Origin of the sequence: Sphingomonas guangdongensis (assembly GCF_900199185.1) — a bacterium.
Taxonomy (GTDB): Bacteria; Pseudomonadota; Alphaproteobacteria; order Sphingomonadales; family Sphingomonadaceae; genus Sphingomonas; species Sphingomonas guangdongensis.
In genome coordinates this window covers 930,267-945,774 of the sequence record NZ_OBMI01000001.1, presented here as the reverse complement: position 1 = coordinate 945,774, position 15,508 = coordinate 930,267, and the positions used below count along the sequence as shown (strand labels likewise).

Annotated in this window: 17 protein-coding genes; 16 read left to right on the top strand and 1 reads right to left on the bottom strand. The window is 69.5% G+C overall.

The genetic code is table 11. The annotated features are described in order from the left end of the window. Positions 1-32: 32 nt before the first annotated feature. Positions 33-851 carry a flagellin N-terminal helical domain-containing protein gene (locus tag CRO12_RS04495; protein ID WP_097062760.1) on the bottom strand — a complete coding sequence of 273 codons (819 nt, stop codon included), beginning with the start codon at positions 849-851 and terminating at the stop codon, positions 33-35. A gap of 301 nt (positions 852-1,152) precedes the next feature. Between CRO12_RS04495 and CRO12_RS04490 the strand changes: the two genes are divergently transcribed. The 16 genes from CRO12_RS04490 to CRO12_RS04415 all read left to right on the top strand — a co-directional run bounded on the left by CRO12_RS04490 (position 1,153) and on the right by CRO12_RS04415 (position 15,501). Further along, positions 1,153-2,427 carry a sigma-54 interaction domain-containing protein gene (locus tag CRO12_RS04490; RefSeq protein WP_097062759.1) on the top strand — a complete coding sequence of 425 codons (1,275 nt, stop codon included), beginning with the start codon at positions 1,153-1,155 and terminating at the stop codon, positions 2,425-2,427. Continuing rightward, positions 2,424-2,792 carry a flagellar hook-basal body complex protein FliE gene (gene fliE / locus CRO12_RS04485; RefSeq protein ID WP_097062758.1) on the top strand — a complete coding sequence of 123 codons (369 nt, stop codon included), beginning with the start codon at positions 2,424-2,426 and terminating at the stop codon, positions 2,790-2,792. Before CRO12_RS04490 ends, fliE begins: the two co-directional genes overlap by 4 nt. A 3-nt stretch (positions 2,793-2,795) precedes the next feature. After that, on the top strand, positions 2,796-4,490 hold the full coding sequence (fliF, locus tag CRO12_RS04480; protein WP_097062757.1) for a flagellar basal-body MS-ring/collar protein FliF: 1,695 nt from the start codon (positions 2,796-2,798) through the stop codon (positions 4,488-4,490). Next, on the top strand, positions 4,487-5,512 hold the full coding sequence (gene fliG, locus CRO12_RS04475; protein WP_425442984.1) for a flagellar motor switch protein FliG: 1,026 nt from the start codon (positions 4,487-4,489) through the stop codon (positions 5,510-5,512). Before fliF ends, fliG begins: the two co-directional genes overlap by 4 nt. 74 nt (positions 5,513-5,586) lie before the next feature. After that, on the top strand, positions 5,587-6,315 hold the full coding sequence (locus CRO12_RS04470; protein ID WP_097063349.1) for a FliH/SctL family protein: 729 nt from the start codon (positions 5,587-5,589) through the stop codon (positions 6,313-6,315). Further along, positions 6,309-7,628, top strand: coding sequence for a FliI/YscN family ATPase (locus CRO12_RS04465; RefSeq protein ID WP_097062756.1), 1,320 nt, complete (start codon positions 6,309-6,311; stop codon positions 7,626-7,628). Before CRO12_RS04470 ends, CRO12_RS04465 begins: the two co-directional genes overlap by 7 nt. After that, on the top strand, positions 7,621-8,043 hold the full coding sequence (locus CRO12_RS04460; protein ID WP_097062755.1) for a hypothetical protein: 423 nt from the start codon (positions 7,621-7,623) through the stop codon (positions 8,041-8,043). The genes CRO12_RS04465 and CRO12_RS04460 overlap by 8 nt, the downstream gene beginning before the upstream one ends. A 39-nt stretch (positions 8,044-8,082) precedes the next feature. Next, a complete protein-coding gene (locus CRO12_RS04455; RefSeq protein WP_097062754.1) occupies positions 8,083-10,299 on the top strand; it encodes a flagellar hook-length control protein FliK in 2,217 nt (738 codons plus the stop codon). Between the two features lie 18 nt (positions 10,300-10,317). Continuing rightward, a complete protein-coding gene (locus CRO12_RS04450) occupies positions 10,318-10,962 on the top strand; it encodes a flagellar basal body-associated FliL family protein (protein WP_097062753.1) in 645 nt (214 codons plus the stop codon). A gap of 6 nt (positions 10,963-10,968) precedes the next feature. After that, positions 10,969-11,913 (top strand): flagellar motor switch protein FliM, encoded by a 945-nt coding sequence (locus tag CRO12_RS04445; protein ID WP_097062752.1) that lies wholly within the window; start codon positions 10,969-10,971, stop codon positions 11,911-11,913. Then, positions 11,910-12,206, top strand: a complete 297-nt coding sequence (gene fliN, locus CRO12_RS04440) for a flagellar motor switch protein FliN (RefSeq protein WP_097062751.1) — start codon at positions 11,910-11,912, stop codon at positions 12,204-12,206. Before CRO12_RS04445 ends, fliN begins: the two co-directional genes overlap by 4 nt. 4 nt (positions 12,207-12,210) lie before the next feature. Continuing rightward, on the top strand, positions 12,211-12,468 hold the full coding sequence (locus CRO12_RS04435; protein WP_097062750.1) for a FliO/MopB family protein: 258 nt from the start codon (positions 12,211-12,213) through the stop codon (positions 12,466-12,468). A gap of 80 nt (positions 12,469-12,548) precedes the next feature. Continuing rightward, a complete protein-coding gene (gene fliP, locus CRO12_RS04430; protein WP_097063348.1) occupies positions 12,549-13,322 on the top strand; it encodes a flagellar type III secretion system pore protein FliP in 774 nt (257 codons plus the stop codon). 4 nt (positions 13,323-13,326) lie between these two features. After that, positions 13,327-13,596, top strand: a complete 270-nt coding sequence (gene fliQ, locus CRO12_RS04425; RefSeq protein WP_097062749.1) for a flagellar biosynthesis protein FliQ — start codon at positions 13,327-13,329, stop codon at positions 13,594-13,596. A 2-nt stretch (positions 13,597-13,598) separates the two neighbouring features. Next, positions 13,599-14,369, top strand: coding sequence for a flagellar biosynthetic protein FliR (fliR, locus tag CRO12_RS04420; RefSeq protein WP_097062748.1), 771 nt, complete (start codon positions 13,599-13,601; stop codon positions 14,367-14,369). Between the two features lie 7 nt (positions 14,370-14,376). Next, positions 14,377-15,501 carry an EscU/YscU/HrcU family type III secretion system export apparatus switch protein gene (locus CRO12_RS04415; protein WP_097062747.1) on the top strand — a complete coding sequence of 375 codons (1,125 nt, stop codon included), beginning with the start codon at positions 14,377-14,379 and terminating at the stop codon, positions 15,499-15,501. Positions 15,502-15,508 lie beyond the last annotated feature (7 nt).

The following is a 15,508-nucleotide window of genomic DNA, read 5'->3' as shown; positions in this document are numbered from 1 at the left end:
CCACCCCCGCAAACTTTACGGGTCCGCTACCCTTAGCGCAGCAGCTGGAGGACCGACTGCTGGCTCTGGTTCGCCTGCGCCAGCATCGCGGTCGAGGCCTGGCTCAGGATCTGCGACTTGGCGAGCGCGGCGGTCTCGGTCGAGAAGTCCGCGTCCTCGATCCGGCTGCGCGCGTCGGTCAGGTTGGTGACGTTGTTGGTCAGGTTGTTGACCACCGACTGCAGGCGGTTCTGGCTGGCACCGAGCGTGGCGCGCGCCGTGTTCACCGTGGTTAGCGCCGTGTCGATCGTGTCGAGCGCGGTCGAAGCGTCCGCCGCGTCGGAGATGTCGATCGCGACCGCGTCGGTCAGGTCGACCTCGGCGAGCGAGAGTTCAACGGTGTCCGCCGCATCCGCGCCGACCTGGATCGTGACGACGCCGGCGGTACCGGCAGTGCCGTCGAACAGGTTGACGTTGTTGAACTTGGAGTTGGTCAGGATGCTGGTGATCTGGCCGGTCAGCTCGCCCACTTCCGCCTGCAGGTTGGTGCGGTCGTCGTCCGAGTAGGTGCCCGATGCCGACTGCACCGCCAGCTCGCGGACGCGCTGCAGCATGTTGGTGATCTCGTCCAGGCCACCCTCGGCGACCTGCGCCATGCTGATGCCGTCGTTGGCGTTGCGGACGGCCTGGGTCATGCCCTTGATCTGCGCGGTCATCGACGAGGCGATGGCGAGGCCGGCGGCGTCGTCCTTGGCGGAGTTGATGCGCTTGCCGGTCGACAGGCGCTCCATCGCCGTGTTCAGGGCCAGGTTCGCCTTGGTGGACGCATTCGCCGCGCGCAGCGAGCCGATGTTGGTTCCGATAACGGTCATGTCAGTTCTCCATGTTGGCTGACGATCCCGCCACCCCCCCTATTGCGGAAGTCCGAGCCGTCAGCAGGAGTAACGGCCGCCGGCTCCGCGCTTTTAGAGCTTTGATGGCCGCGCCCGATTTTTCTGGTGACGCCCTCGCGGGCACGCCCGCGCATCGCGGGACCGGAGACTCCCGCGCCCATCGTGCGGGGGCACGCGCCCGGATGCTGTGGCAGGATCTTGCCGGCAGGCTGCCGCACTTTTAGAGGGCGTTAACCATTTGCGGCGCATGCACTCCCGGTCACAGGGGGTTCATTCGTCCATGGTCTCGCTCTTCCCGTCCGCTGCCGTGCTCCGCCAGAATTATGCGCTGGTATCGGGGCTGCGCGCGCAGGGCTTCGCGCTCGGCTCGTTCGAGACCGGGCGGCCGACGCCCGGCGACCTGTTCCTGATCGCCGATGGCGAGACCCCGCCAGTCGCCGGTCGCACGCTGATCATGGGCGAGGGGCCTGCGCGGGCGGTGCCGTTCCGGGATGGCCATCCGGCGCGTCTGTCGTTCACGGGTGAAGACGCGGCGCTCGGCGCTGGCTTCGCGACCGCGATGCTTCGCCCCGGAGCACCGGTCGCCGCCGATCCGGAGAGCCTGGCGCTTTACACGCTCGCCGAGCGAATCGCGCAGTCGGACATCACCGTACTGATCAACGGTCCCACCGGCACCGGCAAGGAAGTGCTCTCCCGCGCGATCCACAACGGCAGCCCCCGCGCGGCCGGCCCGTTCATCGCGATCAACTGCGCGGCGCTCCCCGAAACGATGCTGGAGGCGATGCTGTTCGGCCACGTGAAGGGCAGCTTCACCGGCGCCTCGTCGGGTGGCGAGGGCTTCTTCCGCGCGGCCAACGGCGGCACGCTGCTGCTCGACGAGATCGCGGAAATGCCGCTCGGCCTCCAGGCCAAGCTCCTGCGCGCGCTGCAGGAGCGGGAGGTGGTGCCGATCGGTGCCACAACCCCTGAAAAGATCGACGTCCGTGTCATTGCCTGCGCCAACCGCGACCTCCAGGCGGAAGTCGCCGCCGGCCGGTTTCGCGCCGACCTCTACTACCGCCTGTCCGTCTTCCCGCTCGCGACCCGCGCGCTGGCCGAGCGTGCAGGCGACATCCCCGCGCTCGCCGCGGCGATGATCGTCCGCCACGGTGAGGGGCGGCCTGAGCTGCCGTGGCTGTCGGCCGAGGCGCTCGACGCGCTCATCCGCCACGATTGGCCGGGCAACGTCCGCGAGCTTGAGAACGTGATCCAGCGCGCGATGCTGCTGGCGCGCGGCACCACCATCGAGATCGGCGACATCATCTTCGATCGCCCCGCCGCCATGCCCGAGCGCGTGTTCGAGCCCGCGAACGAGGGCGAGCGCACGCTCGGCAAAGTCGTGCAGATGAGCGAGTTCGCCGCGATCCGTGAGACGCTTGCCGCGTGCGGCGGCAGCCGGATCGAAACGGCGCGCCGCCTGGGCATCTCGGAGCGCACGCTCCGCTATCGCTTGGCGAAGGCGCGTGAGCAGGGCGACGTGATCGTCGGCCAGCATGATCGGAAGGCTTCGGCATGAGCATCGGCAAGATCGACGGCGGGGCGATGGGCATCGATCGGGTGATGGCGCTCCGCAGCCAGATCCTTGAGCGCAATCAGGCGCTCGCCCGTGCTGCGGCCGACGCGCCCGCGTCCGCCACCGCCACCTCCTCGGCCGCCAAGCCGACCAGCTTCGCCGACACCATGTCGGATGCGCTGAAGTCGGTGAACCAGAGCCAGGCCAAGGCGAGCGAGCTCAGCGCCCAGTACGAGCGCGGTGAGGAGATCGACATCGCGAAGGTGATGCTCGCCCGCCAGCAGGCGTCGGTCGGGTTCGAAGCCACCCTTCAGGTCCGCAACAAGCTCCTTGCCGCGTACAAGGACATCATGAGCATGCCGGTGTAATCCATGGCCACGCAACTCGCCCCCATCCCGACCGGTGCCGCGCCAGAGCGCTTCGCCAATCCGCTGAAGCAGATCGGCGGCTTAGTCGCGCAGCCGGCGGTCAAGCGGTCGCTGCCGCTGATCTTCATGCTCGGCCTCGTGATCGCCGCCGGGATCGCCTGGGCGACGCTCAGCACGCCGGCGCAGAAGGTGCTGTTCGCCGGACTGGCCGATGCCGACAAGCAGGCGGTGGTGAGCGCGCTCGACGCCGCCAACATCGACAATGCGGTCGACGGCACCGGCAACATCACCGTCGGCGAAGAGGACTACCACAAGGCGAAGATGCTGCTCGCCGGCCAGGACCTGCCCAAGGCGGCGCCGGGCGGCTACGCGCTGCTCGACCAGCTGCCGATGGGGGTGTCGCGCGCCGTCGAGGGTGAGCGCCTCAAGCAGGCGCGAGAGACGGAGATCGCCCGCTCGATCCAGGAGATCGACGCGGTGGCGGAGGCGCGCGTGCACCTCGCGACCCCAGAATCGACCGTGTTCGTCCGCGATCAGGCGCAGCCGACCGCGTCGGTGGTCGTGAAGCTCCAGCCCGGCCGCGCGCTCTCCGACGCGCAGGTGCGCTCGATCGTCAATCTCGTCGCCTCGTCGGTCCCCGGCATGAAGCCCGACGCCGTCACCATCGTCGACCAGATGGGCACGCTGCTCTCCAAGAGCGCGGACGGCCTGGGCGGCGCGGGCGAGACCGACAAGCGCATCGAGTTCCAGCGCCAGGTGGAGGACAAGGTTCGCCAGCAGGTCGCACAGCTGCTCACGCCCTTGCTCGGCGCCGGCAACTTTACCGCCGAGGTGCAGGCCGACGTCAACCTGGACGAGCGCCAGGCGACGCGCGAGAGCTACGAGAAGCAGGGCACCGTCCGCGCCGAGCAGGGCAGCTGGACCGGCAACCAGCCGAACGCCGGCACGCCCGGCGGCATACCCGGCGCGCTCAGCAACACCGTGCCGGCGCCCGGAACGCCGCAGACCCCGGCCCAGGGCGGGACCCAGCCGGGGCCGAACGGCCAGACGCCTGCAGGCCCGGTCACCGACGCCCTGAAGCAGTCGGACAGCTTCGCCCGCGCCTATGACCTCGGCAAAGAAGTGTCGGTCAGCCGCAGCGCGCCCGGCGACATTCGCCGCCTGTCGGTCGCGGTGCTGCTCCGCGAGCCGGAGAAGGGTCGCCGCACGGCGATGGAAATCCAGCAGATCACCGGGCTGGTGCAGGCCGCGGTCGGCTACAATGCCCAGCGCCAGGATCAGGTGACGGTCATCTCCAAGAAGTTCACCGGCACCGCCGACGCGCCGGTCGCACCCGCCTGGTACGAGGCGGCGTGGCTGCCGATGGTGGTCCGCAACGTGACCGCGCTGGTGATCGCGCTGCTCGTGCTGCTGCTCGGCGTCCGTCCGATCGCCAAGGCGCTGATGAAGAAGCGCGAGGATGCCGGTGCCGGCGCCAAGCTCGCCTTTTCCAATCCGGCGGCCAGTCCCGAGGAACAGGCGGCGATGGCCGCGGCTGCCGCGGCGAACGGCGGGGCGGGTCCGGTCTCGATCGAGATGCTCGACAACGCCCGCGGCTATGACGACCGGGTCGGCCTGGTCCGCGGCTTCACCCGCGAGAACCCGGCTCGCGCCGCTCTCGCCGTCCGCGACATGATCAAGGCGGAGAACGGCCAGTGACCGAGATCGCGACCGGCCCGGCGCGCGCCTACTCGGGCGTTGAGCGCGCGGCGGTGCTGATGATGCTGGTCGGCGACGAGGAGGCCGCCGCCATCCTCCAGAAGCTCGATCCGGAAGAGGTCCGCCTGCTCGGCAAGGCGATGTTCGCCGTCGCCGACGTAAGCGAAGCGGAGGTGGAGGGCGTGCTCGACGACTTCGTCGGCCACGCGCGCCAGCGCACCGCGATCGGCTTCGATCCGCGCCCCAAGATCGAGGGGATGATGACCAAGGCGCTCGGCCCCGACAAGGCCGACAGTGTGCTCGCGCGCATCACCCCGCCGGAGGCTGCGTGCCAGATCGATCTGCTCGACTGGCTCGACGCCAACGAGATCGCCTCGCTGATCGAGGAGGAGCACCCGCAGGTCGCCGCGATCATCATCGCGAACCTCGATTCGGGGGTCGCCGCGCAAGTACTGGAAATCCTGCCCGAGAGCGTCCAGCCCGAGATCCTGCACCGCATCGCCAAGCTGGAGCCGATCACGGCCGAAGCGGTCGAGACGCTCAAATCCATGCTGTCCTCGCGCGTCGGCAAGGGCGGCGGCGCGTCCGGTGCCGCGGTGCAGCTCGGCGGCACCAAGGAAGCGGCCAAGATCATGCAGTCGGCGCGCAAGGCGACCGAGGCGCGGGTCATGCCCAAGCTCCACAAGATCGACAAGGACGTCGCCAAGGCCATCGAGGAGGCGATGTTCGTCTTCGACAACCTCCTCGAGATGGACGACAAGAACCTGGGCGTGCTGATTCGCAACGTGGAAACCGACACGCTGGTCCGCGCGCTGAAGGGCGTGGACGAGAGCGTTCGCGGGCGCTTCCTCGGCTGCATGTCGAGTCGCGCCGCCGACGGCATCCGCGACGAGATGGAGAGCCGCGGGCCGATGCGCCTGTCCGAAGTGCTGGAGGCGCAGAAGGTCGTGATCGGCATCGCCCGCGGTCTCGCCAAGGACGGCACGATCATCATGGGCGGCGGCGAGGACGATTATGTCTGACGCCGCCCTGATCCATACTCTTCGTTAACCGTGATCCGCCAGAGTGGGTCCATGCGTTGCAGGACCTCCGCGGCATGACCGACTTCACGCCAGGCTTCGCCGCGCGCCACGATGCCGCCGCGGCCGTGCTCGGCCAGGCGTTCGCCGTGCCGGGTGCGTTCGAACCGCGTGATCTCCGGACCGGCGTGACGCCGAAGAGCTTCGCGCCGGCGCCCGAGGGCGGCCCGCGCCACTTCACCCCGCTCGATCCCGATGCCCGCGCCACCGAAGGCTGGGACCCGCTCGATCCCGCGCTCGACCAGGGCGAGGGTCCGTTCGTCGATCCGATCGCCGCCGCGCACAGCGCCGGCCACGCGGAGGGCTATGCTGCCGCGCTCGCGCAGATCGCCGCTGACGCCGGTCGCGACCGCGCGCTCGGCGATGCGCTCGGCGCCGCGCTGGGGCAGGGGATCAACTTCGATCGCGAGCGCCTCGCGCGTCAGCTGCGTCAGACGGTGCTGCTGCTGGTTTCGCGGCTGGTGGGGGAGGTCGGCGTCTCGGCCGAGCTGCTCGCCGGCCGGGTCGAGTCGGCGGTCGAGCTGCTCGCCGACTCGGCGGAGAGCGCGCTGCTGCGGCTCCACCCCGATGACGTCGCGCTGGTCGACGGACGCCTGCCCAAGACCTTGTTTCCGGTCGGAGACCCCGCGGTCGCGCGCGGCAGCTTCGTGCTGGAGAGCGCCTCGACCATCGTCGAGGACGGGCCCGACCAATGGCTGGAGCAGCTGTCGGGTGCGATCGAGCGGGTGGCCGTTCCGGCATGCTGACCCGCTTCGCAGAGGATTACCTGGGTGACCTGGGCGCCAGCGGCTTCACGCCGCGCGCGCGGGTGTCCGGGCGGCTGTCGTCCTACGACGGGCTGCTGATGGAGGCGGTCGGCCTGTCGCTGCCGGTCGGCACCGTGTGCGCGATCGGCGACACGGTGGAGGCGGAGGTGATCGGCTTCCGCAATGGCAAGACGCTGCTGATGAACCTGGGCGGCCCGGCCGCGCTCCTTCCCAACGCGCCCGTGCGCCCGCTTGGGCCCCCGGGTGAGGCGGAGGTCGGGGCGGCGCTGCTCGGCCGCGTGGTCAACGGCGCGGGCAAGCCGATCGACGGCCTCGGCCCGATCCGCGGCGCGGGCACCTGGCCGATCGCGGGCAAGCTCCAGTCGCCGCTCGACCGTGGCCGCGTGCTCGAGCCGATGGACGTCGGCGTTCGCGCGATCAACGGGCTGCTCACCATCGGCCAGGGCCAGCGCGTCGGCATCATGGCGGGGTCGGGCGTCGGCAAGTCGGTGCTGCTCGGCATGATCGTCCGCGCGGCAAAGGCCGACGTGGTGGTCGTCGGCCTGATCGGCGAGCGTAGTCGCGAAGTCGCCGACTTCCTCGAAACCAAGATCTCCGGCCCGGCCCGCGCGCGCTCCGTCGTCGTCGCGGTGCCAGCGAACCATTCCCCCGTGCTGCGCATCCGCGGCGCGCTGCGGGCGACCGCGATCGCGGAGGCGTTCCGCGCCGAGGGCAAGCGCGTGCTGCTAATCATGGATTCGCTCACCCGCGTCGCGCATGCGGGCCGCGAGATCGGGCTGGCGCTCGGCGAACCCGCGTCCGCACGCGGCTATCCGCCCTCTGCCATCGCGATGCTGCCGAACATCATCGAGCGCGCGGGCACCTGCGCGATCACCGGCGGATCGATCACCGCGATCTACACGGTGCTGGCCGACGGCGACGACGGCAACGATCCCGTGGTCGACTCGGCCCGCTCGATCCTCGACGGGCACATCGTCCTCAACCGCGCGCTGGCGGAGCGCGGCGTTTACCCTGCAATCGACATCGGCCCGTCGGTCAGCCGCGTGATGACCGACATCGCCGCGCGTCCTCACGTCCACGCCGCCCGCGTGCTGCGCCGCCACCTCTCCACCTACGAGGAGAACCGCGACCTGGTGCTGATGGGTGCCTATCGCGCCGGGGCTGACCCGGCGATCGACGCGGCCATCGCCTACCATCCCGCCGTCATGGACTATGTCCGGCAGGACGCCGATCAGGTCGTACCATTGGACGAGGCGATCACCGAACTGACCGCCGTTTTCGGCGATGGCTAGCCCCAAGCGCCTCGAACGCCTGCTCCGCGTCCGCACGCTGCAGCTCGGGCAGGTGCAGGGGCAGGAAGCGACCGCCGCGGCGAAGCTGACGCAGGAGACGCAGCTCTCCGCCCGCATCACCGCGCTTGCCGACAACATCACGCCGCGCGCCGCCGACACCGGCTTTGCCGCGAGCATGGCGGCCGCCGCCTATTATCGCGATCGGCTGCACGGATCGGCACAGGCGGCGCAGGGCCGGATCGCACAGGCCGAGGCCGGGCTTGCGCGCGCCCAGGAGGCGACGCGAGAGGCACGCCGGGACCAGTCCGCGATCGAGAAGCTGATGGTCCGCGCCGAGGCGCAAGCGGCGCTAAAGGAACTGCGCGCGATGGAAGACGCGCCCGTGTTCAAGAGAAATCGGCACGATCCTTGCTGATGTGACTGCCGAGATGTCTCGGATGAGTACCGCCTGCCCATGATCCAGCTTGCCACCGCCCTGTTGCCGACCGTGCCGACGATGCCGTCCGCGCCGGGCGCTGTCCTGTCGACCACCAGCGACTTCGCGCTGGCGCTGGCGCAGCTGAGCGCCAGTGTGATTGCGCCTGAGGCGGTAGGGGCGGCAACACTGGCGGTGCCGTCTGCGGCCATCCGCGTGGATGCCGCGGCTTCATCGGTGCGGCAGGCGCCCGACCCTGCCAGCGCCAGCCTAGTGGCGGACATCGGTACCGTGCCCCCGCCGGCCGTGCCGACGCTTACGGTAGCAGTCGCATCGATCGACCGGCAACCGCTTGCCGCTGCCGGCACGATCTTGCCGGAAACGGTGCCGCAGATCGAGCTGGCTGCCTCCACGCTCCCGGCATCGCCTGTCCGCGGTGCGGCGCTGCCGACCATCGGCCCAAGCGGGCAGCCGCTCCGCCCCGCTCCAGACATCGCGATTGTCGTGCCTGAGCAGCCATCATCTGCGCAGCCGGTCCGGCTGACACCAGCGAGCGTCGCTTCCGAAGTGTCACCGCTGGCTGCTCCGCGGATGGTTGTAGCCACCGCGACGCCCTCAAGTCCCGTCATGGAGCTAGAGACGCTACCGGTCGCCGAGCAGTCGGACCGCCGGCACGAGCAGCCGGTGCTCGCGCAGGCGACGCTCGTGCCACTGTCACTGCCGACGGCGACGCCGGTGGCTGACCCCGAAGCGCTTGCGGCGGAACCGAAGGCGGGCGAGCGTGCCGCCGATCAGCTGCCCATGGATGAGCCCCACTCCGAGCTGCCCGCCAGTCAGCCGCCGATCGTGCCGGTGACCGTCGTCGTGTCACCCCAGCCTGTGCTCAGCGCGTTGACGCGATCCGACGCGCCGGCCGGAGAGGCTCAGCCGCTGTCCGCACCGCCGGTCACGCCTGCGATGCTGCCCCGTCCGGCTGCGGCGCCGGCGCGTGACGAGGCTGCGTCGCCATCCGGCGGAACGCGCGTGAACGCGGAGAAGGGCGAGGCAGGCGCCTCCGTGCCGAAGTCGACCCTCCGAGCCGCGCCGTCGTCGCTGCTGCCGATCGAACCGGCGTCACGTCCGCCATCGGTGCAGGATGGCGACGTCGCTGCCGTCAATCCTCAGCCGAACGCGCGAGTTTTCACGCAGCCGACAACGACAATCGTGGCCGATCCCGCGGTGGCCGGGCTAGTACCTGCGGTCGCCCCCGAGCCCCTCGTCGGCGACCGACCAGCGCCGGTGATCCCCGTCATCCGCCCATCCCATCCGGTCCCGACGACACCGCCAGTCTTTGCCGAGCCAATGCTTGTCGCAGGACAGCGCCTCGACCTTGTCCTGCCTTCAAATTCGCTCGCCGATCGCCCGCAAGAACCTCAGATCGTGGCCGCAGCCGACCGCGTTGCGCGCACGCTGGTGGCAAGCCAACCCGAAACGGCACTCGTGACGCCACCGGCTCCATCGGTTGCGCCCTCGTCCGTTCTTGCTCCAGCGGGGCTTGCGCCGACCCAGCCACTCGCTGCCTCGACTCAAATTCCATTCCCGGCCGCGTGGAACCGCCCGAGCAGCGAAGTGCGCCGGGTGACGGTCGCCGTGACGCCGCTTCGCGCCGCCCAAGCCCGGCCGATCGCCGCGCCGGTCGAGCAGCCTGCCGCCGCCGCTTTCGCCGCTCAGCTGTTCGCCGCCGCCGCGCCGGCGCGGACCGACGCCGTGGCTGACCCGCTCGCAGAGCTCAGCGCCGCGTTTCCGCTTGCCGGGCTGACCGGCGCGGCGCCGGCGCCCGAGCAGGTCGCCGCGGCCGTGCCCGCGCAGGACGTGGCGCTCGACTTCGCCGACGACAGCTGGATGACCGGCATGATCGACCGCATCGAGACGCTGCGCGATGCGGGCGGTGCGCAAGGTGAGACCCGCATTCGCCTGACCCCCGACGCGCTCGGCGGGATCGACGTCGCGATCACCCGCGACGATGCGGGCACGCTCCAGGTGCAGCTGTCGACCGACACGCCGCAGGCACGTGCCGTGCTGGCCGAGGCCGCGCCGCGGCTCGCCGACATGGCGGAGGCACGCGGGCTGAAGCTCGGCGGCAGCGCGGTCGATACCGGCGCCGGCCAGCCCGGCGGCGAGCGCCGCGACTCGCACCAGCCGACGCCCGCCCGGCCGCGCCCGGCGAGCGCCCGCGCGGACACTCCATCTGAGACCACCGATCACCGAATCGCCTGACCCAAGAGGATTTGACCCATGAGTGACAAGAAGGACGAGGCCGCCGCGCCCAAGAAGAAGGGCAAGCTCGGCAAGCTGCTGGTGCTTGGGCTCGGCACGCTGCTGCTGGTCGGCGGCGGCGTCGGTGCGGGGCTGTATGCCGCGTCGAGCGGCATGATCGGTGGCGGCGGTCACGAAAAGGACGCCGACGCCGACACGCCCAAGCTGGTCCCGAAGTCCGAGCAGAAGCGCGCCGGCGCCGACGGGGGCGAGGGCGGCGATCACGGCGGCGGCGAGAGCGAGGGCGGCGAATCGGGCGAGAAGCACGAGGGGCTGCCGACGCCGGCTGGCGAAGGCGGGGACAAATACGCCTCCACCTACTTCACCATGGAGAAGGACTTCACCTCCAACCTGAAGGAGAGCGCGCACTTCATTCAGGTCGGGCTGGCGGTGTCGACGCCGTACGACGACCGGGTCATCTCCAACCTGAAAACCCATGAGATCGCGGTGCGTTCGGCCGTGCTGATGACGCTCGGCGACACGGCCGAGGACGACATCTTCACCAACACCGGCAAGGAGGCGCTGCAGAAGCGGCTCGTCCAGTCGATCAACGCGGTGCTGAAGCAGAAGGAGGGATTTGGCGGCGTTGGTAACGTCTACTTTACCAATTTTGTGGTTCAGTGACCGTGCATGGTTAACGGCACGGCAACCGAGACGATCGAGCGGCGCGAACGGCCCCGCGGCGCGGCAGAGCATGTCGCGTCGCTGGGCGTCGCCAATCTCAATCCGTTCGGTGATCTCCACACGCTGCAGCACCTGTCCGCGCGGCTCGCGCGGTCCTTGCGCGGCGTGTTCGAGCCGGTGCTGCGCCGCTCGCTCCGCACCTGGGCGGAGCCGCTGGTCGTTCAGCGCTTCGCCGATTACTCCGCGGAGCGCGACGGGCGCCTGACCGCCTGGCTGCCGATCGCGATGACCCCGGACTGCCGGGCGCTCGCGGTGTTCGACGGTTCCTTCGTGGTCGAGACGCTCGACCTGTTCTTCGGCGGCACCGGCGAGCCGCCCAAGACGCTGCCGAGCGAGTTCACCCCCGCGGCTGAGGCGATGATCCGCCGCCTGGGTCAGATGCTTGCGCGCCCGCTCGCGACCGCGTGGGAGCCGCTCGCGCGCCTGACCTTCACCCCCGGCAACCCGGAGGCGAGCCCCGCGATGCTCCAGGGCATCGACGGCGACGACGCGATGATCGTCACCCGCTTCGGCCTGGCGGTAAGCGAGGACGCGCTCGTCTACCTCGACATCGTCTATCCGGTCGCCGCGCTGAAGCCGTTCGCGCCGACGCTGACCGGCAAGGTGCTGGGCCGCTCCGCCGAGCCCGAGCCGAAGTGGCGCGCCGGCCTGACCCGCGCCGCCATGAACGTGAAGTTTCCGGTCCGCTCGGTGCTCGCCGAGCCGGTCATCTCGCTCGCGCAGCTGATGGAGCTGAAGGTTGGGGACGTGATCCCCGTCTCCTTTGGCGCCGACGTGCCCGTGATGGTCGGTGGCGACCGCCTGGGGACCGGCACCGTCGGCACGTCCAACGGCAAGGCCGCGATCCGCATCACCGAACTCACCCGTCTCGACGAAGAGGACTCCCAATGAACGACATGACCGGCGCCTTCCCGGTCGATGCCTCGGTAGCGGCCAACTTCCGGCTGCTCCAGGACGTCGATGTGAAGCTGACCGTGGAGATCGGCTCCACCCAGCTCAGCTTGCGCGAGCTGCTGGCGCTGGGCGAGGCGAGCGTGATCGAGCTCGATCGTCACGCCAACGAGCTGCTCGACGTGTTCGTCAACGGAACCCTGATCGGCCGCGGCGAAGTCGTGACCGTGGGCGAGAAGTTCGGCGTGCGGATGACCGAGCTGGTCAGCCCCGACAAGCGCGCGAGCCGCTGACGCCATGATGTGGTCCTATATTCTCAAGCTGGTCATCCTGCTGCCGCTGGTCTGCGGCCTGCTGGTCGGCTGTCTTTACCTGTGGCGCCGCCTGGAGGCGCGCATGCCCGGCAATCAGGGCGAGCGCCTGCTGAAGGTCAAGGAAACCATGATGATCTCGCCCGGCCTGCGCCTGGCGGTGGTCGATTTCGAGGGCCGTCGCCTGTTGGTCTCGGTCGGTCGCGGCGGCGTCAACCTCATCGACAAGGCTGACGCGCAGTGACCCTGTCCGGCCTGCTCCTCCCCGACGCGCGCAGCGCCTCGGGCCGCACGCTGCGCGGCCTGCTGGTCGTGTTCGCGGTGATGACGCTGCTGCTCGCCGCCTTTCCGGCGTTTGCGCAGGCCGCGCCCGCGGCGCCCGTGGTCGCGCCGCCCGCAGCGCCAGTGACGCCGGGCGTCGGCGACGCCATGGACCGCGCGCTCGGCCAGCTCGGCGGCGGTGAGGCCCCGCTGAGCCTGTCCCTGCAGGTTATCATCATCATGGGACTGCTGACGGTTTTGCCGGGCATCCTCCTCATGATGACCAGCTTCACACGCATCGTGATCGTGCTCGCGATCCTGCGCCAGGCGCTGGGTCTTCAGAACTCGCCGCCCAACCAGGTGATCGTCGGCCTGTCGCTGTTCCTCAGCTTCTTCGTGATGGCGCCGGTCGTGTCGGAAGTGAACGCCAACGCGATCCGTCCCTATGCGGCCGGCCAGATCACCTCGACCCAGCTGCTGGAGACCGGGGGCAAAAGCTTTCACGCGTTCATGCTGAAGCAGACCCGGGTCAAGGACGTGACGATGTTCGCCAAGATTGCGAAGGCGCCGCCGATCGCGCAGCCTGCCGACACGCCCTTCTCCATCCTGCTCCCCGCCTTCGTCACCTCGGAGCTGAAGACCGCGTTCCAGATCGGCTTCCTGATCTTCCTGCCGTTCATCGTCATCGATCTGGTGGTCGCAACGGTGCTGATGTCGCTCGGCATGATGATGCTCTCACCGCAGATCATCTCGCTGCCGTTCAAGCTGCTGCTGTTCGTCCTCGTCGACGGCTGGGCGCTGACGATGGGCAGCCTCGCCAACAGCTTCGTGAGTTGACGCGATGGACGCCGATTACTTCCTGACGATCGCGCGTGAGGCGATGTGGGTGCTGGCGCTCGCGTCCGCCCCGATCCTGATCCCCGCGCTGCTCTCCGGCCTGATCCTGGGCATGATCCAGGCGGCGACCTCGATCAACGAGCAGACGCTGTCGTTCGTCCCCAAGCTGATCGTCGTGGCGGTGAGCCTTGTCGTGTTCGGGGCGATGATCCTGGGCCTGCTCAGCGATTTTACGACCAGCATCTTCGAGCGCATTCCTGAATTGGTGAAGTAGGAATGTTGGGCTTCGGCCTCGCCATCGAGCCACAGCTCTGGGCGCTTCTCTTCACCATGGTGCGTGTCGGGGCGGCGTTCATCGCGGCACCCGTGTTCGGCGCCGTCGCGGTGCCGCTGCCGGTCCGGATCACGCTGTCGGGCGCGATCGGCATCCTGGCGATGAATGCGCAGAACATCACCGCGCCGTCCGAGGTGTTCGCGCTCACCACCTTCGTCGCGGTCGCGGGAGAGGCGCTGGTCGGGCTCGCGATCGGCTTCGTGCTTCAGATCGCGTTCGCCGCGCCGCTGGTCGCCTCCGAACTGATCGGGACGTCGATGGGGATCGGCTTCGCGCAGGCGATCGATCCGGTGAACGGCGCATCGTCGCCCGCTATTGGGCAGTTCCTGTCGATCCTTCTCACCCTCCTGTTCCTCTCCGTCGACGGGCACCTGATCCTGGTCGACCTGATCGTCCGCAGCTACGATGCGTTTCCGCCCGGTAACTGGGTCGCGCCGGAGCGGCTGCGCGCGATTGCCTTCTTCGGCGGCTATGCCTTCCTCGCCGGACTGCTGCTCGCGCTGCCGGTCGGCTTTCTGCTGCTGTGCCTCAACCTCGTCGTCGGCATGCTGTCGCGCTCGGCCCCGGCGCTCAACCTGTTCGCGGTCGGCCTGCCCGCCAGCCTCGCGGTCGGCGTCGTCGCGCTGATCGCCGCCATGCCCGCGATGGGCGACTACATGATGGTCATCGTCCACGAAGTGCTGGAGATGACCGCGAAGCTGGTGTTCGGTTGAGGCGCTGATGTCGGATTTCGGCGAAAAGACAGAAGCCCCAACGCCCAAGCGCCAGCAAAAGGCGCGCGACGAGGGGCAGATGCTGTCGTCGCGCGAGTTCGGCTCGGCGCTCTCCGTCCTGATCGGCTGCGCGTGGCTGGCGACGCTCGGCCCCGGGCTGATGGCGGCGTGCAAGGAAGTGATGGCGGCGGGCTTCACCTTCGGCCGCGCCGACGTCGAGCGGTTCGAGCCCTGGCGCCCGATCGCCGAGGCGGGCTGGAAGCTCGCGCCATCGCTCCTGATGCTGTTCGCGCTGTCGGTCGGCGCCGCGATCCTCAGCCAGGCGGGCCTCGGCTCGCTGCGCTTCAACCCCAAGCTGTGGGGCCCCAAGCCGTCCAAGCTCAATCCCGCGTCGGGCCTGAAGCGCATCTTCGGCGCAAACGGCTGGGTGGAGCTCGGCAAGTCGCTGCTGAAGGTCACCCTGCTCGGCTCCATCGGCGCGTACCTGCTGTGGTCGTCGGCACAGGGCTCGATCGCACTCGTCTCCTCCGACCTCGGCACCGCGGTCGACAGCCTTGGCGGCACGTTCCTGACGCTCCTCTTCGTGATGTCGGGCGGGCTCGTCCTGATCGCGATGATCGACGTGCCGCTGTCCGCCTTCCGCCTGAACAAGCAGCTCCGCATGTCCAAGGAGGAGATCAAGCAGGAGCACAAGGAGTCGGAAGGGTCACCGGAGAACAAGGCGCACATCCGTTCACGCCAGCGCGAGATCCTGAAGGGCGGCTTCCGCAAGGCGGTGGCGGAGGCGCACGTCGTGCTGACCAACCCGACCCACTTCGCGGTCGCGCTCCGCTACGATCAGGGCCGCGATCAGGTGCCGGTGGTGGTGGCGAAGGGCCGCGGGCAGACCGCGCTCGCGATCCGCGAGCTCGCCGCCGAGATGGCGGTGCCGGTGCTCGAATATCCGGCGCTTGCCCGCGGCGTCTACTACACCAGCAAGGAGGGTCAGGAGGTCCGCGACGACCTGTACCTCGCGATCGCGACCGTGCTCGCCTTCGTCTTCGGCGTGAACAAGGCGGCGGGCGGGCTGCAGCCGCTGGTCAGCGTGCCGGAAACCGCGCGCTTCGACGAAAATGGCGTGAAGCAGGGCTAAAGCCGGA